This is a genomic window from Thioclava sp. F28-4, assembly GCF_002020045.1.
Lineage (GTDB): Bacteria > Pseudomonadota > Alphaproteobacteria > Rhodobacterales > Rhodobacteraceae > Thioclava > Thioclava sediminum.
In genome coordinates this window covers 298,674-313,695 of sequence record NZ_MPZQ01000004.1, presented here as the reverse complement: position 1 = coordinate 313,695, position 15,022 = coordinate 298,674, and the positions used below count along the sequence as shown (strand labels likewise).

Annotated in this window: 11 protein-coding genes; 2 read left to right on the top strand and 9 right to left on the bottom strand. The window is 65.4% G+C overall.

The window, feature by feature from the left end; all coding sequences use genetic code 11:
* Positions 1 to 41: 41 nt before the first annotated feature.
* Together BMI87_RS11565 and ade are read right to left on the bottom strand one after the other, a co-directional pair.
* Positions 42 to 1,517 carry an AMP nucleosidase gene (locus BMI87_RS11565; protein ID WP_078521576.1) on the bottom strand — a complete coding sequence of 492 codons (1,476 nt, stop codon included), beginning with the start codon at positions 1,515 to 1,517 and terminating at the stop codon, positions 42 to 44.
* Positions 1,514 to 3,316: an adenine deaminase gene (ade, locus tag BMI87_RS11560; protein ID WP_078521574.1), complete on the bottom strand. Its 1,803-nt coding sequence runs from the start codon at positions 3,314 to 3,316 to the stop codon at positions 1,514 to 1,516. The genes BMI87_RS11565 and ade overlap by 4 nt, the downstream gene beginning before the upstream one ends.
* Positions 3,317 to 3,417: 101 nt before the next feature.
* Here ade and BMI87_RS11555 point away from each other — a divergent pair, with 101 nt between their 5' ends.
* Entirely contained in the window at positions 3,418 to 4,269 is an 852-nt protein-coding gene (locus tag BMI87_RS11555; RefSeq protein ID WP_078521680.1) for an SDR family oxidoreductase, read from the top strand.
* Here BMI87_RS11555 and BMI87_RS11550 read toward each other — a convergent pair.
* Positions 4,257 to 5,492, bottom strand: a complete 1,236-nt coding sequence (locus BMI87_RS11550; RefSeq protein ID WP_078521571.1) for an MFS transporter — start codon at positions 5,490 to 5,492, stop codon at positions 4,257 to 4,259. The genes BMI87_RS11555 and BMI87_RS11550 overlap by 13 nt on opposite strands.
* Before the next feature lie 172 nt (positions 5,493 to 5,664).
* Here BMI87_RS11550 and BMI87_RS11545 point away from each other — a divergent pair, with 172 nt between their 5' ends.
* Entirely contained in the window at positions 5,665 to 6,261 is a 597-nt protein-coding gene (locus BMI87_RS11545) for a glutathione S-transferase family protein (RefSeq protein ID WP_078521569.1), read from the top strand.
* A gap of 52 nt (positions 6,262 to 6,313) precedes the next feature.
* On the opposite strand, the gene BMI87_RS11540 is transcribed toward BMI87_RS11545, so the two are convergent.
* The 6 genes from BMI87_RS11540 to leuS all read right to left on the bottom strand — a co-directional run bounded on the left by BMI87_RS11540 (position 6,314) and on the right by leuS (position 14,949).
* Positions 6,314 to 7,693: a cytochrome c peroxidase gene (locus BMI87_RS11540; protein WP_078521567.1), complete on the bottom strand. Its 1,380-nt coding sequence runs from the start codon at positions 7,691 to 7,693 to the stop codon at positions 6,314 to 6,316.
* Positions 7,694 to 7,697: 4 nt separating this feature from the next.
* Complete coding sequence (locus tag BMI87_RS11535) at positions 7,698 to 9,332, bottom strand: phospholipase C (RefSeq protein ID WP_078521565.1); 1,635 nt, start codon at positions 9,330 to 9,332, stop codon at positions 7,698 to 7,700.
* 296 nt (positions 9,333 to 9,628) lie between these two features.
* Positions 9,629 to 10,816: a TIGR03862 family flavoprotein gene (locus BMI87_RS11530; RefSeq protein ID WP_256376239.1), complete on the bottom strand. Its 1,188-nt coding sequence runs from the start codon at positions 10,814 to 10,816 to the stop codon at positions 9,629 to 9,631.
* A complete protein-coding gene (gene holA, locus BMI87_RS11525) occupies positions 10,813 to 11,835 on the bottom strand; it encodes a DNA polymerase III subunit delta (protein WP_078521561.1) in 1,023 nt (340 codons plus the stop codon). Before holA ends, BMI87_RS11530 begins: the two co-directional genes overlap by 4 nt.
* Positions 11,832 to 12,329 (bottom strand): LPS assembly lipoprotein LptE, encoded by a 498-nt coding sequence (gene lptE / locus BMI87_RS11520; RefSeq protein ID WP_078521559.1) that lies wholly within the window; start codon positions 12,327 to 12,329, stop codon positions 11,832 to 11,834. The genes holA and lptE overlap by 4 nt, the downstream gene beginning before the upstream one ends.
* Positions 12,316 to 14,949 carry a leucine--tRNA ligase gene (gene leuS, locus BMI87_RS11515; RefSeq protein ID WP_078521558.1) on the bottom strand — a complete coding sequence of 878 codons (2,634 nt, stop codon included), beginning with the start codon at positions 14,947 to 14,949 and terminating at the stop codon, positions 12,316 to 12,318. The genes lptE and leuS overlap by 14 nt, the downstream gene beginning before the upstream one ends.
* Between the last annotated feature and the right edge of the window lie 73 nt (positions 14,950 to 15,022).

Below are 15,022 nucleotides of genomic sequence, written 5' to 3'. Positions count from 1 at the left end.
ATGGCAAGCCCTTTTCCCAGAATGGGCGGGTTTTTCCCACGTCACAGAAAAGCTGTTTCCTCGAAGCTACGCAATTTCCTGCTGTGAATCCGATCCAGAGGCATCTCGCGAAGTTTCTCCATCGCGAGGATGCCGATCAGCAAATGGCTCGCCACCTGCGTGCGGTAGAATTCGGTCGCCATGCCCGGCAGCTTCAGCTCGCCATGCAGCGGTTTGTCCGAGACGCAGAGAAGCGTGCCGTAGGGCACCCGGAAGCGGAAGCCATTCGCCGCGATCGTGGCGCTTTCCATATCGAGCGCAACCGCGCGTGACTGGCTCAGGCGATGAACCGGGCCGGATTGGTCTCTCAACTCCCAGTTGCGGTTGTCGATGGTGGCGACAGTGCCGGTCCGCATGATCCGCTTCAGCTCGTAGCCTTCCAGCTTCGTCACTTCGGCCACCGCTTCCTGCAGCGCGATCTGGATCTCGGCCAGCGCCGGGATCGGCACCCAGACGGGCAGATCGTCGTCGAGCACATGGTCTTCGCGCAGATAGGCGTGGGCGAGGACGAAGTCCCCAAGCTGCTGCGAATTGCGCAGGCCCGCGCAGTGCCCGACCATCAGCCAGGCATGCGGGCGCAGCACGGCGATGTGGTCCGTCGCGGTCTTCGCGTTCGACGGGCCGACGCCGATATTGACCAGCGTGATCCCGCCGCCATCGGCGCGTTTGAGGTGATAGGCGGGCATCTGCGGCAGTTTCGCGAGGCCCGGAATCTCATCCTGCGGGTCGGTGATCTCCTGATTGCCCGGCGCGACGAAGCTCGTGTAGCCCGAGTCCTTTTCGCCCAGCAGGCGCCGCGCGACGGCCTCGAACTCGTCGACATAGAACTGGTAGTTCGTGAACAGCACATGGTTCTGGAAATGCTCGGCCTTGGTCGCGGTGTAATGCGACAGGCGCGCCAGCGAGTAATCCACCCGCTGCGCGGTGAAGGGCGCAAGGTGGCCCGAGCCATCCGGGTTCGGCCCCGCCATGCCGTTGACGATATCGTCGTTCATCCCCGCAAGATCCGGCACGTCGAATACGTCCCGCAGCGAGAAGTCGAGCACGCCTTCCTGCGGCACGGTCACTTCCGGATGCGCGGCCACGGCGAAATGCACCGGGATCGGGGTGTCCGAGGGACCGATCGTAACCGGGATATTGTGGTTCTTGATCAGGAGGCCCAGCTGCTGCGTCAGGTAATTGCGGAACAGGTCGGGCCGCGTGATCGTCGCGGTGTAGGTGCCCGGCAGCGCCACATGGCCGAAGCTCAATCGGCTATCGGCCTTGATATGCGAGGAGACGGAGATGCGCACTTCCGGGTAGAAAGCACGAAAGCGGTTCCGCGCGGTTTTGCTCTCCAGCGTCTCGTTGAATTTCTCGAGCAGGAAAGCCGTCGCCTCGTCATAAAGCGCCTCGAGCCGGGCGACGGCCTCGGCGGCATCGGTGAAGCTCTCCGCAGCAGTGATTTCCGGGGTGATGAGGTCTAGTGTTTCGTTCATTCAAAAAGATCCGTCAGTTCAAAACGCGTCACGTCGACGAGGCCAAGATCCGAAATGCGGATCTCGGGAATGACGACGAGCGCGAGCAGCGAATGCTGCATGTAAGCGTTGTTCAAAGTGCAGCCGCAGGCGCCCATCGCCTCGACCATCTTGGCGGCGCGTGCGGCCACGGTCTGCGCCGGATCGTCCGACATCAACCCTGCGATCGGCAGCGGCACGGCGGCGATCTCTTCCCCGTCCTTCCAGACGGAGACCCCGCCGCCCATCTCGCCAAGCGCATTGGCGCAGGCAGCCATCATCTCGCGGTCGGTGCCGACCACGATCATGTGGTGGCTGTCATGGGCCACGGTCGAGCCCATGGCCATGCGCCCCTTGTAGCCGAAGCCCGAGACGAAGCCGTTGGTGACGCCGCCGGTGCCTTGATGGCGCTCCACCAGCGCAATCTGCGCGATGTCCTTCGCGGTGTCGGGCTGGGCGAGCCCGTCGGTCACGTTCAGCTCTGCCGTCAGCGCCTTGGTCGGCGCCTGGTTCTCGACGACGCCGATCACGCGGGCGGTGACCGTATTGGCCCCCTCCGGCGCGGCAATCTCGAAATCGGCTGCCGTCAGGGTCTTGCCCAGATGCACCGTGTTGCGGGCGCTGTCGGGCCAGTCGTAATGCGGGCACTCCGCCAGCAGCTCGCCATCCTTCGCGACGGTCTTGCCCCGCGCGATGACCTGCTCGACCGGCAGGGTCGCCAGATCCGAGGTCAGGATCACATCGGCCCGGCGGCCCGGCGTGATCGAGCCCAGCTCGCGCTCCAGCCCGAAATGGGTCGCGGTGTTGAGCGTGCACATCTGCAGCGCGACCAGTGGATCGGCCCCGCACTCCACCGCATGGCGGAAGACGCGGTTCATATGTCCGTCATTCACCAGCGTGCCGGAATGGCAATCATCGGTACACAGGATGAAGTTGCGCGGATCGAGGCCCTTCTCGGTGACGGCGGTGATCTGCGTCTCCACGTCATACCAAGCCGAGCCCAGCCGCATCATCGAGCGCATCCCGTTGCGCACCCGCGCGATCGCGTCGGCCTCACAGGTGCCCTCGTGATCGTCGGCGGGCCCGCCCGCGACATAGGCGCGGAACGGCGCGCCCAGATCGGGGGAGGCGTAATGCCCGCCCACGGTCTTATGCGCGTTCTGCGTCGCGGCGATCTCGGCCAGCATCTTCGGGTCGGCATTGATCACGCCGGGGAAGTTCATCATCTCGCCCAGACCGATGATGCCGGGCCATGTCATCGCCTCGGCCACATCCTCGGGGGTGATCTCGAAACCCGTGGTCTCCAGCCCCGGCGCAGAGGGCGCGCAGGAGGGCATCTGGGTGAAGATGTTGACCGGCTGCATCAGCGCCTCGTCATGCATCATCCGCACGCCGTCGAGCCCCAGCACGTTGGCGATCTCATGCGGATCGGTGAACATGCTCGTCGTGCCATGCGGGATCACCGCGGCGGCGAATTCGGCGGGCGTGAGCATCCCGCTCTCGATATGCATATGCGCATCGCACAGGCCCGGCACCATGTAGCGCCCCTCGGCCTCGATCACTTCGGTGTCGGGGCCGATACTGTCCGACAGATCGGGGGCCACGGCGGCAAATCGCCCCTCGACAACGGAAATATCGTAGCCCTCGAGAACCTCACGTGTGTGGACATTGACCCATTTGCCACCCCGGATCACGAGGTCGGCGGGTTCGCGCCCGGCAGCCACGGCAATCAATCGCGGTGCGGCTTCGGGCCAGGATTTGATCTTGTTCTTCTGTTCCATGTCCAAGCCTGTCATTGCGTGCGGGAAGGTTCAAGAGACGTTGTTATGCCTTCACACAGCCTCTACCTATGACGGATGACAGAAACGCAAAGGGGGCCGTGATGCCGACGCTTCTTTCCATCGGACATGGCTATTCCGCCCGTGCCCTCGCGCCGCTTCTTCTGGCGCGCGGCTGGCGGGTGGTCGGCACCACGCGCAGCACCGAGAAGGCGGAAATGCTGCGCAGCGAAGGGGTGGAGCCGCTGATCTGGGAAGGCGGGCCTCTGCCGCTCGATCAGGCGACGCATTTGCTGAGTTCCGTGGCCCCGGGACCCGAGGGAGACCCGGTTCTCGCTGCGCAGCATTCCGAAATTGCTGCAGCGCAGCATCTGGAGTGGATCGGCTATCTTTCAACGGTCGGCGTCTATGGCGATCACGCGGGCGGCTGGGTCGATGAGGCGACGCCGCTGACCCCCTCGACCAAGCGCGGACAGGCGCGGGTGGAGGCCGAGGCGGCGTGGGGCGCGCTGACTGCGGCTCACGGGTTGCCGCTGCATATCTTCCGGCTTGCGGGCATCTACGGCCCCGGGCGCGGGCCGTTCGAGAAGGTGCGGCAGGGCAAGGCCCGGCGGATCGTCAAGGAGGGGCAGGTCTTCTCGCGCATCCATGTCGAGGATATCGCGCAGGTGCTGCTGGCCTCGATCGAGCATCCCGATCCCGGCGCGGTCTATAATGTCTGCGACGACGATCCCGCCCCGCCGCAGGACGTGATCGCCTATGCCGCCGAGCTGCTCGATCTACCGCTGCCGCCCGAGGTCCCGTTCGAGGAGGCCGATCTCAGCCCGATGGCGCGCAGCTTCTATGCTGAGAGCAAGCGGGTGCGGAACGACAAGATCAAACGCGACCTTGGCGTCACGCTGCGTTACCCGGATTACCGCGAGGGGCTGCGCGCACTGCTCGATCAGGCGGGCTGAAGCTCGACCCGCTTTTCACGCACCGGCAGGTGCACGATGGCCGAGAATGCGCCGACGCCCACGCCGACCCACCAGACCAGCGTGTAATCGCCGTAGATGTCGTAGAGCTTGCCGCCCAGCCAAACGCCGAGGAAGGCGCCCACCTGGTGCGAGAAGAAGACGATCCCGTAGAGCGTGCCCATGTAGCGCAGCCCGTAGATATGCGCGACCAGCCCCGAGGTCAGCGGCACGGTCGCGAGCCACAGCGCCCCCATCGCGAGTGAGAAGATCAGCACCGTCGCGGGCGTCATCGGCGTCAGGATGAAGGCACCGGCGACGAAGGTCCGCAGCAGATACACCCCCGCCAGAAGGTATTTCTTCGAATAGCGCTTGCCCGCCCAACCCGCGAAGATCGTGCCCGCAATATTGGCGAGGCCGATCACCGAGATCGCGGCAGCGCCGAGCGCCGAGGTCGTCTCGATCCCGATCCCGGCCAGCAGCGAACCGGGCGGCACCGCGCCGCACATCTCGGTCACCATCGCGGGGAAATGCGCGGTGATGAAGCCCAGCTGATAGCCGCAGGAGAAGAAACCGAGGAAGATCAGCGTGTAGGACGGATCGCGGAAGGCGCGCATCAGAACGCTGCCCATGCTTTCGGCCATCTCCTCACGGCTGGCGCGCTCGGGCGCGCGGATCAGCGGCAGGAAGGTCAGCGAGGCGAGGATCACGGCGGCGAAGATCACGAAGACCGTCTGCCACGGGAAATGGCCGAGCAGCAGTTCCGCCATCGGCGCGCCGAAGACCTGTCCGGCCGAGCCTGCCGCCGTCGCGATGCCAAGCGCGAGCGAGCGGTTCTCGTCCGAGGTCGCGCGGCCCACCACGGCGAGGATCACGCCGAAGCCCGTGCCCGCGATGCCGAAGCCCACGAGGATTTCCAGAAGCTGATGCTGCCCCGGCTCCACCGCGAAGGCCGAAAGCACGAGACCGAGCGCATAGACCAGCGCGCCGAGGACGATCGCCAGCCGGTCGCCCCAGCGCTCGGCGATCGCGCCGAAGATCGGCTGCCCGATCCCCCAGGCTAGGTTCTGCACCGCGATGGCGAGTGAGAATTCGGCGCGTGGCCAGTTGAACTCGCTGGCGATCGGAATCTGGAAAACGCCGAAGCTCGCCCGGATGGCGAAGCTCAGCATCAGGATCACGGCACCGCCGATCAGAACCGGCGTGAACAATTTGGCTTGTGTCATTTTACATCTCCCGGCGGATCTCCCTTCCGCGCGGGCCGCATATCGACATGTATGCTGCAGCGCGTCAATCGCGGGCTTGTCCGGGTCACAATCGCGCGGAGATGATTGTGCGGTGCCCTTGAACCTCCCCCGCAGCCGTGGCCCAATGTCGCGACTTTCGACGGGAGGCAGGATGTATACGGTTATCGGAACGGTCGGCTCGCGGACGCTGCGCGTGCTGTGGATGCTGGAGGAACTGGGCGCGGAGTATCAGCATGTGCGGGCCGCGCCGCGCTCGGACGATGTCGTCGCTTTCAACCCGGCGGGCAAGGTGCCGGTGCTGGTCATCGACGGCACGCCGATCACCGATTCCACGGCGATCCTCACCTATCTCGCGGATGCGCATGGGAAATTTACCCATGAGGCGGGCACGCTGGAACGCGCGCGGCAGGACAGCCTGACGCAGTTCCTGCTCGATGAATTCGACGCGAATCTTTGGACGGCGGCGCGGCACAGCTTCATCCTGCCGGAGGAGTTGCGGCTGTCGGGCATCAAGAATTCGCTGCGCTGGGAGTTCGAGCGATCGCAGCGCACGCTGATCCATCGGATGGGCGAGGGCGAGTACGTGATGGGCGATGAAATGACCGTGCCCGATATCATTCTGGCGCATTGCCTCGACTGGGCGCTGATGGCGAAGTTTCCGATCGTCGAGCATCGGTTGAGCGAATATCACGATCGGATGCGGGCGCGACCTGCCTATAAGCGCGCGGTGGCGATGCGCGACGGGTGAGGGGGCGGCCTGCGAGCCCCCACTCCGCACCGGCAATCAGCCTTGACCCAATTCACTCGTCCGAGGGTGAGTAGCCGTCGGTGAGGGTTTGCAGGAAGGCGATGATATCCGCCTGATCGGCCTCGGTCAGCGCGTCGCCATCCTCGGGCGCGCGTCCGAACGGCGCATCGGCGCGGTCGATATTTCCCTGATAGCGGGCGGGCAGATCGTCGAACCGCTCAACCTGACCGTCGCGTATGGGATAGATCGCGCGCGGGTCGCTGTCGCGCTTGGCGTAGAAACGCAGCACCTGTTTCAGGCTCGTATAGACCCCGTTGTGAAAGAAGACGTGCCGGGTCGCGACATTGCGCAGGCTCGGGGTCTTGAACATCCCGCAATTGCCGGGCTGCGTCGAAATCGCATCATGGCGCAGCGGGCCGCAGAGGCCGAGATCGACATAATGCGGATCGGCATTGGCCGGGATCGCCGGGTTGCGCGGCACGCCGAGCGCCTCGTATTCGTAATCGGTGAATTGCGGCGGACGACCGTCGGCGGACCGCGTGTCGAGATGACAGGCCGCGCAATTGCCTTTCCTCGGATCGTCGAAAAGCGCACGCCCGCGGGCCTCTGGGGGCGACAGCTGCGCCTCACCCGCGAGAACGGCATCGTATTTGCTGGTATAGGGGTGAAATTCCACCGCCTCGGTCTGGTAGCGCGACAGAGCGAAGGCAGCCTCGTCGATCAGCATCTTGTCGTCGTCCCGCACGGCAGCGCCGAAGAGCTGCGCGAAGCGGTCGCCGTAGCGCGCTCGTAAGGTTGCAGCGAGGGTTGCGCGGTCGGGTTCTGCCATCTCGAAATGGGTGAAGAGGACGGCCAGCGCCTGCTCTTGCAGCGTGTCTGCGCGCCCGTCCCAGAACAGACCGCCGCGCGGCACCGGGCTCGCGGCAGCGGGCGCGCCAGCGGTTTTTTGCGGCGCGGGCAGCGTGGAGGCGCTTGGCCCTGCCGTCTCTTTCGCGCCCGCCCCCTGCTGTGCGACCGCCTGCGGCGCGGCCTCGCCCGCCTCCGAGGTCGGGTCGAGCACGCCGAAGGTGAAGGGCGGCGTCTGGAGCCTATAGGTGAGCGAGGGCACCGCACGCAGCCCGGGCAGGTCGAGATGCGGCCCGCCAAGCTGCACCGCGCGGGCATTGGCGGGGGCGAAGTGATTGTTCGGGTCGTGGCAGCTCGCGCAGCTCATCTGGCCACTGGCTGACAGCGTGGGGTCGGAAAACAGCGCCTTGCCGATCGCGGCTACGGCGCTCAGATCGGCATCTCCGGGCGCGGTTGCATCCGGCGCGGGATCGGTCGCCGCACCGACGGAGGCGGCCGAAAGGAAGGCCGCGAGCGTGATGCTCGCGGCCCCCTCTGCCGAACGGATCGTCTTGGGAGTGATCAATCGTAGGTTCGGCAATCTCATCACCTCAGCCCTTGGGGGTGCCGGTGGCCGGGTCGAGGATCAGCTTGCCATTGCCCGCTTTCGAGAAGTCGAACATGCCGTTCAGATTGCCCGCCTGTGCATCGAAGGAGCCTTGACCGATGCGCTGCCCGTTCAGCCAGTTATCCTCGATGAACTTGGTGACCGAGGACTGATCGACCAGCGTGTGATCCACCGCGTTCTTCTTCGCATAGGGCGAGATCACCAGCATTGGGATGCGGGTGCCGTAGCCGCAGCGGCCCTGCGCTGGCTTGCCGTCGAGACCGGGCAGCGTCTTGTCGCTGGCGCAGTTGCTGCCATTGAGTACGTCATAGCCCGCGACCGGGATGTTCGAGCCGTTCACCACCGCCATCGCGTGGTCATACCAGCCATCGGAGTCGTCATAGGTCACGACGATCGCCGTGTCCTTCCAGCCCTTCGATTGCTGCAGCGCATTGACCGCGTTGACGATGAACTCCTGCCCGTCGAGCGGGTCGGAATAGCCCGCATGGCCGTCCTGATAGGCGGACGCTTTCAGGAACGTCACCGCCGGCAGGTTGCCGTTCTTCAGCGCAGCGTAGAAATCCTTGCTGTCATATTGGTGGTTCGCGCCGCCATCGTCCGAGGTGCCGATCGCATCGACCGAGGAGGGCCGGGTGTGATCGAGGTTCTGGGTCGATTTGTAATACTGGAAGGGTTCGTGGTGGGGGATGTAGTCCTTCGAGGTCTCGCCGGTCACCTGCGAGAGCGACGAGCGGTCGCAGCCGGTAGTGCCGTTGCCGTTCACCGCGGTCAGATCGAAGCCGCCCTCGAACCAGCCCCAGGTTACGTGTTTTGCGTTCAGCAGATCGCCGATATTCTTGCCGCCCATCAGCGTGGTCGGGTATTTCGGGTTCGAGCAGACATCGCCGGTCGGGTCGAGATCCGAGATCATCGTCCAGCCGCCATTGCCGTCGGGCACGACGCGGCCCTTGTCATAGGTGCCATCGGCCGCGAGCTTGTAGCCCTTGGGCAGCACCGCGCCATTGGTCTGACCCGAGACGAGGTTGATCGCGCCCGGCGTCGAGGGGCCGAAGGTGCTCGAGAAGGCGTTGTCGTTCATCGCGTAGGCCTGCGCGTAGTTCCACAGCGCGGTGACGGTATTGCCGTCGTAGTAGCCCATCACTTGACCCTTGGTGCCGAAGGCGCCCGTGCCGCCCTTGGTGCCCTTGCCGGTATTGGCCGGGAAGGCATCCATCTTGCCGCCGTGGAACGCGGCCTGCTCGGCGGTGTAGCCGTGGTTCTGGTCCGCAGTCGCGGCCTGCGTCCGGTCGAGCCGGAACGGGGCGGCGGCATTCGCGCCATTGGCGGCATTGGTCTTGTTGGGGTTGGTCTTCAGCAGACCGGCGCTTGCGAGCGTATCGGCCTTGGGCGTGTCCTTCGCGGCGGTGAAACGCGGCTCGCCCTTGGGGTTCGCAGCGTTCGGGTAGGTCGCGAAGTAATGGTCGAAGGAGACGTTTTCCTGAAAGATCACCACGAGATGCTTGATCGGGGTGGCGGTCTGGGTGTCGGCGGCGGCGGTGGTGCCCGCTTGGGCGGTCGCGGCGGCGCAAGTCAGCGCGAGCGCGCTGACGGCACCGGTGAGGCGGAGCGTGTCGGTCATCTAAAGTCCCTCATTCAAATGGCAGCTTCCCCGTGAGCTACGGGGCGCGTGGCATCTCGCTAGGAACGGCGTTTGGCAATTTGGTGACAGTCTCGCTCACGCACCATCACCACTGGGTGAGACCCGCGCGGATGCACGCGGATGGGATGCAGCGTGAGCGTTCGGTGATCGGCCTGGGCGGTGGCGATGCGCGACGGGTGAGGGGGGCTCTGCCCCCCGTCGCCGGAGGGCGACAAGCAATGCGGAAAGAGGGGGCTCTGCCCCCGGTCCTACGGACCTCCCCCGGGATATTTCTATCAAGGGGAAGAGAGCCGTTGGGCCGCAGCGCGTCCGGCATGGCGGCCGGAAGCGAGGCAGGCGGTCAGCAGATAGCCGCCCGTCGGGGCCTCCCAGTCGAGCATCTCGCCTGCAGCATAGAGGCCGGGGAGGGCGGTCAGTTCCAGATCGTCGGTGAGGCTGCCCCATGCGATGCCGCCCGCGCTAGAGATCGCCTCGGCGATGGGGCGCGGCGGGCCGAGCGGGACGGGCAGGGATTTGAGCGTGGTCGCAAGCTGCGCCGGGTCTTTGGGCAGCGGGCGGCCCCATTCCAGCGCGAGCGCGAGCTTCACCGGGTCCAGCTTCGCGCCTTTGCGCAGGCGGTTGGTCAGGCTTTGTTTCGGCGGGATCTTCGCAAGCCGCGCGGCGAGGTCTTCGGCGCTTTGATCCGGGGCGAGATCGAGGCTCAGCGGCGCGCCCTCGCGCAACTCGGCGGAGAGTTCGTAGATGCCGCCGCCTTCGAGCCCGCGCTCCGAGATCACGAATTCCCCGCGCGTGCGCCGCGTCGGCGTAATCAGCGCAGCACCTTTCACGGGCTGGCCAAGCTGGCTTGCCATATGCGCCGACCAGTCGATCTCGAAGCCCATATTGGCGGGGGCGAAGGGGGCGATCTCCACGCCTTTCGCGCTCAGCCACGGCACCCACGCCGCATCCGAGCCAAGCCGCGGCCAGCTTGCGCCGCCGAGCGCGAGGATCGTGGCGTTCGGCCTCAGGCTCTGACGTCCCTCGGGCGTGTCGAAGATCATCGCGTCGCCGTCGAAGCCCTGCCAGCGCCAGCGGGTGCGGATCGTGACGCCAAGGGATTCGAGCCGCGCGATCCAGGCGCGCAGCATCGGCGAGGCTTTCATCACGGTTGGGAAGACCCGGCCTGTGGAGCCGGTGAACAGCTCGACACCCAGATCGCGGGAGAATGTTTGCGTGGCCTCCGGGCCGAATTCGCGGGTGATCGCGACGATCTGCGGGTGGGAATAGTGGGACAGGAAGGCGTCGAGCGGCTCATCCTTCGTCAGGTTCAGCCCGGATTTTCCCGCCATCAGGAATTTGCGCGCAAGCGTCGGTTTGGCCTCTGCCAGTGTGACGGAGACGCCGGCCCGCGCCAGTTCCTCGGCTGCCATCAGGCCCGCCGGGCCGCCACCGATGACGAGCGCGGATTTTGCCGCCGCGCTCACCGCCGGGCCAGCATCGCGAGCCGCATCAGCGCGCGCTCCATCACCGCCATTTGCGGCGCGCGGCTGGCGGAGCGCAGCGTCAGATCGGTCTCGACCAATTCCTTCAGCGCGGTCTCCAGCTTGAACATGCCCCAGCTTTGCGCCTGCCGCTGCATCCGGTCGCGGCGCGGGCCGAAGATCGGCGGGCGCATCCGGGCGATGCCTGCACCGGGGCCCTGCGGGTCGGAGGCCGCGGCATGCAGCGCGCGGAAATGGCGCATCGCGGCGATCGCGAGCTGCACGGGCTGCACCCCTTGGCTTTCCAGCCGCCGCATCACCGGACCAAGCTCGGGCGCGCGGCCCTCGGCCACGATCGAGAGCACGTCATCGACGCCCGCCTCGACCGAAGACGGCGCGCAGGCGGCCACGTCGGCGGGGCCAAGTGGCGTGGTGTCGCCGAATTTGTAGAGCGAGATTTTCTCGACGGTCTGGCGGAAATCGCCCGGATCGAGTGCGCGCGACAGCGCCACGAGGTCGGTCATCGCGTCGTTCGAGATATCGCGCAGACCGGCGCGGCGCAGGATATCCTCGATTTCCTCGCGACTCGGCGGGTCGTCGTAGATGCCGACGGAATAAGCGTTGTTGTGGCCCTCGAAGGCTTTGCGCAGCTTCGATTTCGCGGCGAGCGAGCCTGCGGTGACCACGATCTGCGCATCGCCCTCGCGCCATTCCTCGAGCGCGGTCTTCACCGCGTCCGAGACCGCATCGGTCGCGTCTTCGACGAAAGCCACGCGCGGGCCGGGGAAGAAGCCGACCTCCTTGATCGCATCGAGCAGCAGCGAGGGTTGCTTGCGCAGATCGCCGCCCGCGATCCGGCTCAGGCGCATCTCTTCTTCGCCCTTCGGGCCGATCAGCGCGGCGATGACTTCCTGACGGCGTAGGGCCACGCGCATCGCATCGCCGCCGAAGATCAGCAGGCCGGTGCGCTCGGGCTCGGGTTTGGCGAAATAGCGGGTCGCTGCTACGCCGGTCAGCTTCATTCCGGCAGACCAGGCGCTTGTGACAGCAGGCGCGTCACGATCTGATCGGCGAGGATCACCATCAACCGGCGATGCGCGTCTTCCTGCGCGGCCTGCGAGGCGACTACGGTGCCGGTCGCGGACCACGAGGTGAAGGAGGTGACACGCCCGGTCAGCAGCACGGCATTATCCGCCGCATCGCGCAGCGTGTAATCCACCGTGCCGTTGAGCTGGTAGCGCGTCGTGGCGTTGTCGGGCGAGATGCCCTGACCCAGCGCCTCGGTGTCGATCTTGTAGTCGAGCCGGTAGCGGGTGACCTGCGACGGTCCAAGCCGGGCGTTCAGCTGCTGCACGAGGGCGAAAGCATCGCGCGTCGTGGGCGCAGCCGGTTCGACCCCTCCGAGCAGCTTCGCCGCCCCACCCTGAGGCCCGTAGGCCGGGGTGAAGCCGCAGCCCGCGAGCAGGCCAGCGGCCCCTGCGAGCCCCAGAAATCCGCGTCTGTCAGATGACCACATTGACGATCCGCCCCGGCACAACGATCAGCTTCTTGGGCTGGCCACCGGCCAGCGCCTTCACGACAGCTTCGTCGGCCAGAACCAGCTTTTCAACCTCTTCCTTCGGCATGTCCTTGGGCACCGAGATCTCGGCGCGGCGCTTCCCGTTGATCTGGATCGGCAGCGTCACCGAATCCTCGACCAGCAGCGCCGGGTCCGCCTCGGGCCAGCGGGCTGCGATCACGAAGCCCTCGCCGCCCAGCATCGACCAGACCTCTTCGGCGAGGTGCGGGACCATCGGTGCCAGCAGTTGCGCCATAAGCTTCATCGCGTCGCGCTTGGTGTCCGCCCCGGCCTTCGACTTCGACATCGTGTTGGTCAGGCCGTAAAGCGTGGCGACCGCCTTGTTGAAGGTGAAGCCCTCGATCGACTTGGTGACTTCGTCGATGGCCTTATGGGTGGCCTTCAGGAGCGCCGTATCCTCGGCCTCGTTCGCGGGTGCATCCGAATTGGCGATATCGTCGGCAATGCGGTGCACGCGGGCGAGGAATTTCGACGTGGCTTCGGCGCCGGCGGCGGTCCATTCGACGTCGCGCTCGGGCGGGCTGTCGGACATCACGAAGAAGCGGGCGGTATCGGCCCCGAACTCGGCGATGATGTTCATCGGATCGACGACGTTCTTCTTCGATTTCGACATCTTGGCCGAGGGGATGGTTTCGACGTTTTTTTGGGTGAGAGCAGCCAAGGTATACTGCGTATCAAAATCGATGCTGTCATCGAATTCGCTTTTCAAAAGGCCAAGTCTCTTGCCGTCCACTTCTTTGATAATGACCTCTTCGGGGAGGTGATAGACGGGACGATTCTTCGCGTCGCGCGTGAGGTAGATCTCATGCGTCACCATGCCTTGGGTAAACAGCGCGTCGAAAGGTTCAATCGCTTTTGCGGGCAGGTGGCCGGTCTTGTGCATCGCGCGGGCATAGAAGCGCGAATAGAGCAGGTGCAGAATCGCATGCTCGATACCGCCGATATATTGATCGACGTTCATCCAGTACTCGGCCTCGGCCGGATCGGTCGGCGTGGCGGCACCGGGCGAGGTGAAGCGCGCGTAATACCAGCTCGAATCGACGAAGGTATCCATCGTGTCGGTCTCGCGCTGACCCGGCCCGCCGCAGTTCGGGCAGGTGCAGTCGCGCCAGCTCGGATGACGATCCAGCGGGTTGCCGGGGATCGAGAAGTCGATCTTCTGGCCGTCCTCATCGTAGGGAAGCTCGACGGGGAGGTTTTCCTTCTTCTCCGGCACCACACCGCACGTCTCGCAATGCACGACCGGGATCGGGCAGCCCCAGTAGCGCTGGCGGCTCAGGCCCCAGTCGCGCAGGCGGAACTTGGTCACGCCCTGACCGATGCCGTTTTCCTCGCAGAAGGCGATCGCACTCGCGACGCCCTCTTCGCCGGTCTGCACTTCGTCGCCCGCGAAACCACGGATGTAGCGGACTTTCTCGGATTTGAGCGGAACGTATTCGGCCTCGGGATAGTCGCCCTCGACCGGCTCGAAGACGGGCGTGATCGGCAGCTCGTATTTCGTCGCGAATTCGAAGTCGCGCGCGTCATGCGCCGGGCAGCCGAAGATCGCGCCGGTGCCGTAATCCATCAGGATGAAGTTGGCGATATAGACCGGCAGTTCCCAGCTCGTGTCGAGCGGGTGGCGGACCTTGATGCCGGTATCCATCCCCAGCTTCTCAGCGGTCTCGATGGCTTCTTCCGTCGTGCCGCCCGCGCGGCATTTCGCGACGAATTCCGCAACCTTGGGATCGTGCCGCTCCAGATGCTTGGCCAGCGGATGATCGGGCGAGATCGCCGCGAAGCTCGCGCCGCGCAGCGTGTCGGGGCGGGTCGTGTAGACCTCGAGCCGGTCGAAGCCTTCCGGCGCCTCCACCGTCGAGAAGGCGAATTGCAGACCGCGCGACTTGCCGATCCAGTTTGCCTGCATCAGGCGCACCTTCTCGGGCCAGTCTTTCAGGTTATCCAGCGCGTCGAGCAATTCCTCGGCATAGTCGGAGATCTTGAAGAACCACTGCGTCAGCTCGCGGCGTTCGACTTCCGCGCCAGAGCGCCAGCCCTTGCCGTCGATCACCTGCTCATTGGCCAGCACGGTCATGTCGACCGGGTCCCAGTTCACCACCGCGTTCTTGCGATAGACGAGACCGGCCTCGAGCATGTCGATGAACATTGCCTGCTGCTGGCCGTAATAGTCCGGGTCGCAGGTCGCGAATTCGCGCGACCAGTCGATCGAGAGGCCCAGCGGCTTCATCTGGTCCTTCATCACGGCGATGTTGCCGTAGGTCCAGTCCTTCGGGTGGCCGTTATTGTCCATCGCGGCGTTTTCGGCGGGCATCCCGAAGGCGTCCCAGCCCATCGGATGCAGCACGGAAAAGCCCTTGGCCATCTTATAGCGCGCGACGACGTCGCCCATCGTGTAGTTGCGCACGTGGCCCATATGGATGCGGCCCGACGGGTAGGGGAACATCTCGAGGACGTAATATTTCGGCTTTGCCGGATCACGGCGCGCGGCGAAGAGATCCGCCTTGTTCCAAGCCTCTTGCCATTTCGTCTCGCTCTGGCTCGGTTCGTAGCGTGCCATGTCGGGCCCCTCATCACGTCGAATTCTGCGCGAGCTTGCTACACTGGCCTTGGGGGCGAGGTCCAGCCGCCGC

What these genes read in the sequence shown, in the direction of transcription:
- BMI87_RS11565 (WP_078521576.1), bottom strand. Translation starts at nt 1,517, where the DNA reads ATGAACGAAACACTAGACCTCATCACCCCGGAAATCACTGCTGCGGAG.
- ade (WP_078521574.1), bottom strand. Translation starts at nt 3,316, where the DNA reads ATGGAACAGAAGAACAAGATCAAATCCTGGCCCGAAGCCGCACCGCGA.
- BMI87_RS11555 (WP_078521680.1), top strand. Translation starts at nt 3,418, where the DNA reads ATGCCGACGCTTCTTTCCATCGGACATGGCTATTCCGCCCGTGCCCTC.
- BMI87_RS11550 (WP_078521571.1), bottom strand. Translation starts at nt 5,492, where the DNA reads ATGACACAAGCCAAATTGTTCACGCCGGTTCTGATCGGCGGTGCCGTG.
- BMI87_RS11545 (WP_078521569.1), top strand. Translation starts at nt 5,665, where the DNA reads ATGTATACGGTTATCGGAACGGTCGGCTCGCGGACGCTGCGCGTGCTG.
- BMI87_RS11540 (WP_078521567.1), bottom strand. Translation starts at nt 7,693, where the DNA reads ATGAGATTGCCGAACCTACGATTGATCACTCCCAAGACGATCCGTTCG.
- BMI87_RS11535 (WP_078521565.1), bottom strand. Translation starts at nt 9,332, where the DNA reads ATGACCGACACGCTCCGCCTCACCGGTGCCGTCAGCGCGCTCGCGCTG.
- holA (WP_078521561.1), bottom strand. Translation starts at nt 11,835, where the DNA reads ATGAAGCTGACCGGCGTAGCAGCGACCCGCTATTTCGCCAAACCCGAG.
- lptE (WP_078521559.1), bottom strand. Translation starts at nt 12,329, where the DNA reads ATGTGGTCATCTGACAGACGCGGATTTCTGGGGCTCGCAGGGGCCGCT.
- leuS (WP_078521558.1), bottom strand. Translation starts at nt 14,949, where the DNA reads ATGGCACGCTACGAACCGAGCCAGAGCGAGACGAAATGGCAAGAGGCT.